Source organism: Pseudomonas sp. HMSC067G02, assembly GCF_001813485.1.
Taxonomy (GTDB): Bacteria; Pseudomonadota; Gammaproteobacteria; order Pseudomonadales; family Pseudomonadaceae; genus Pseudomonas; species Pseudomonas aeruginosa.
In genome coordinates this window covers 1-3,984 of sequence record NZ_KV812660.1, presented here as the reverse complement: position 1 = coordinate 3,984, position 3,984 = coordinate 1, and the positions used below count along the sequence as shown (strand labels likewise).

The window sequence follows — 3,984 nt, the reverse complement described above, 5'->3', positions numbered from 1 at the left end:
GTTGCCGGATAGCCCGAGTCGCTGCGGTTCCAGAGCTGCCCGATGACTTCGCGCTCCTCGCGGTCGAGCATGTCCAGCTCTCCCAGGCGAGCGTCAGGCATCGCCAGGATCGCATCCAGCAGATTCTGCCAATGCCGTACCAGGCGCTCTGCGGTCGAAGCATCGAATAGATCGGTCGCATAGACCAGCGCCGCCCAGATGTCCGACTCGGACTCACAGGTATCCAGCACCAGGTCGAACTGCGCCGTATGGCTTTCCCACGCCTGCTCTTCGATGCTCAGTCCCGCGACTTCCGGCAAGCCGTGCTCGCCCCGCTCCGCCTGGTAGTTGAATAGCACCTGGAACAGCGGGCTGTGGCTGAGACTGCGCTCCGGTTGCAAGGCTTCCACCAGTTGCTCGAACGGCAAGTCCTGGTGCGCCTGCGCCTCCAGCGAGCGCTGGCGAACCTGGTGCAGCAATCGCTCGAACCCCATCTGCCCATCGATGTCGGCCTTGAGCACCTGGGTGTTGACGAAGAACCCGATCAGTCGCTCGGTTTCGACCCGGTTGCGATTGGCGACCGGCACGCCGACACGGATATCCGACTGACCGCTGTAGCGATACAGCAGCGCCTGGAACGATGCCAGCAGCAACATGAAGGTACTCGCACCCTGCCGCTGGGCAAGCGCCTTCAGCCGCCTGGCCCGCTCGGCGCCGAGTTCGAACTCCAGCCGCGCGCCGCGAAAGCTCTGCTCCGCAGGACGGGGACGATCGAACGGCAGCTCCAGCACCGGCTGTTCGCCACCCAGCAGGCCGATCCAGTACGCCAACTGGCGCTCCCTCTCTCCGGCCTCCATCCATTCGCGCTGCCAGACGGCATAGTCCGGATACTGTATCGGCAGCGCCGGCAGGGCCGCTTCGCGCCCCTGGCTGTAGGCGGCATAGAGCTGGACCAGCTCTTCGACCATCAACTGCATCGACCAACCGTCGGAGACGATATGGTGCTGGACCATGACCAGCACATGGTCATTCGGAGCCACTTCGAACAGACTGATCCGCAGCAACGCATCCGTCCGTAGGTCGAAGGGCCTGGCCATCTCCGCTTCGACTGCCGCCCTGAGCGACGCGTCATCGACATTCGCCAGGTTATGCCGGGAAACCTGCAACTGCCCATCGGCGTCCACCACCTGAACGGTACGCAGGCCTTCCTGGCGGAAGCGGGTACGCAACGACTCGTGACGCTGTGCGAGGCGCTCGAAACTGCGCTGTAGCGCGACGACATCGAGGCCGCCGCGCAAGCGCAGGGCGGCGGGAATGTGATAGGCCGCGCTCTCCGGTTCCAATTGCCAGAGGAACCACTGGCGCTCCTGTGCATAGGACAACGGCAGCGGCTGCTCGCGGGTAACGGGCATGATCGGCGGAACCTCCGCCGGTTTCTCGCCCAGGCTCTCGACGAATCCCTGCAGGACCGGCTGCTCGAAAAGGCTCTTCAGGCTGACTTCGATACCGAGATCCTGGCGAATCCGCGAGACCAGGCGCGTCGCCAGCAGCGAGTGTCCGCCCAATTCGAAGAAGTTGTCGGTAAGGCCGACCCGTTCGACGCCCAGCAACTCGCCCCATATCGCGGCCACGTCTTTCTCCAGCGCGCTCGCCGGCGCCATGTGTTCGTGTTGCATCAGGCCGGCATCCGGCTTCGGCAGCGCCCGACGGTCCAGCTTGCCATTTGGACTGAGCGGCATCCGCTCGAGGAACAGCAGGTGCGAGGGCACCATGTAGTCCGGTAGCGAGGCCCGTAGCGCTGTGCGGATACGCTCGCGCAAAGCCGGCTGGCGAGTTTCGTCCTCGCCCCCCTCAGCCACCAGGTAGGCCACCAGTTGACCGTCCAGCGCAAGAGCCGCCGCTTCGCGTATTCCCTCCAAGTCCAGGAGGCGGGCTTCGACCTCCCCCAGCTCGATGCGGAAGCCGCGGATCTTCACCTGATGGTCGGCACGCCCCATGTACTCGATCACGCCGTCACCGCGTCGGCGCGCCAGGTCGCCGGTCCGGTAGAGCCTCGAGCCCGGTTCGCCGAAGGGGTCGGGCAAGAAGCGCTCGGCGGTCAAGCCGGGCCGATCGTGGTAGGCACGGGCCAGCCCGGCACGGCTGGCGATATAAAGCTCGCCTACCGCCCCTACGGGCAGTAGGCCGAGATGTTCATCCAGCACCAGCAACGTACGGCCGGGTAGCGCCTGGCCGATAGGACTGGCATTGCCCACCCGGGCGTTCTCGGCGGAACAATCGAAGACGCTGGACACCACCGTGGCCTCGGTCGGTCCATAGGTATTGAGCAACCTCACCCGGCCCATGCCGGCTTGCCGCCAGAGCTTCGGCCCCTCCAGTGGCATGGCTTCGCCACCGATGTGGATCTGCCGCAAGGCACCGTAGGAACGCCGTGGCTCGGCCAGGGCATCGAGCAGGAACAGGTTCCAGTACGCCGTGGGCAGGTCGGCAAGGGTCACGCCCTGCTCGACTATCTGCCGATACAGCTCACCGGTATCCCAGAGGTCGCCGCCACGCAGGACCACGCAGGCACCACGGGTCAGCGCCGGATAGAGCTGTTCGACGAAGCCGTCGAAGCTCAGGGTGGCGAACTGCAATATCCGATCCTCCGGGGTGAGCGCGGAATAACCACTGGCGATACGCGAGAACTGCGCAAGCGCCGCATGGCTGATGGCCACGCCCTTGGGTTTTCCGGTGGAGCCGGAGGTGTAGATCACATAGGCCAGGTTCTCCGGCCGCAGGTTCACCACCGGATCATCCGTAGACACCGATGCGTCCCGCTCCAGGCGGTCGATGGAGAGCACCTCCAGCCCTTCGTGCAAAGGCAGCCCGGGCAGCAAATGCTCCTGGCTGAGCAACAGGCCGACGGCGCTGTCCTCGAGCATGTGACGCAAACGGTCCTGCGGATAGGTCGGGTCCAGCGGCACATAGGCACCACCGGCCTTGAGGATCGCCAGCAGACCGACCACCATGTCCAGCGAGCGCTCGACGGCGATTCCCACCAGCACATCGGGACCGACGCCACGCGCTATCAGGCAGTGAGCCAGACGATTGGCGCGGGCGTTGAGCTCGGCGTAGCTCAACGCCTGCCCCTCCAGCGCCAGTGCTTGCGCCTGCGGACGCAGACGGGCCTGCTCCTGGATCTGCAACTGGACCAGGGGCGGCAACCCACCCTCGTCGGCGTTCTCTGCCCAGGCCCGCAACAGGCAATCGCGCTCCTCGTCCAGCAACAGCGGCAACTCGGCGACCGGCCGGCCCGGTTCGGCCACGATGCCGCGCAGGAGATTCTGCCAGTGCCGAGCCAGGCGCTCGACGGTCGAGGCCTCGAACAGATCCGTGGCATAGCCGAACGATGCCCAGATACCGTCCTCGGCCTCGTGCACGTCCAGCGTCAGGTCGAAGGCCACGGAGCTGCTCCGCCACTCCATCCGCTCCAGCGACAGGCCTGGCAGTTGCACGCCCTGGTTGGCCGAACGAGAGTCGGCCTGGTGATTGAACATGACCTGGAACAACGGGTTGTGGCCGAGGCTGCGTTCCGGCTGCAAAGCCTCCACCAGTTGCTCGAACGGCAGGTCCTGGTGCGCCTGTGCCTCCAGCGCGCGCTGGCGGGCCTGGGCCAGCAACTCGTCGAAACCCATCCGGCCATTGATGTCGGCCTTGAGCACCTGGGTGTTGACGAAGAAACCGATCAGCCGCTCGGTTTCAACCCGGTTACGGTTGGCGATCGGCACGCCGACACGGATATCCGCCTGTCCGCTATAGCGATGCAACAGCGCCTGGAAGGAAGCCAGCAACAGCATGAACATGGTCACACCCTTGCGCTGAACCAGCTGTTTCAAGGCAAGGGCCAGGTGTGGCTCCAGCTCCAGGTCCAATTGCGCTCCACGATAGCTGCGCAGCGGCTGCCGCGGGTGATCGAGGGGCAACTCGATCACCGGCTGCTCGCCGCCCAGCAGGCCGGTCCAG

1 protein-coding gene is annotated in these 3,984 nt (G+C 65.4%); it reads right to left on the bottom strand.

Annotation, left to right across the window (positions count from 1 at the left end):
• Positions 1 to 3,984, bottom strand: a 3,984-nt coding sequence (locus HMPREF2914_RS10880) for a non-ribosomal peptide synthetase (RefSeq protein ID WP_139148205.1), incomplete at both ends; no start/stop codon positions are given.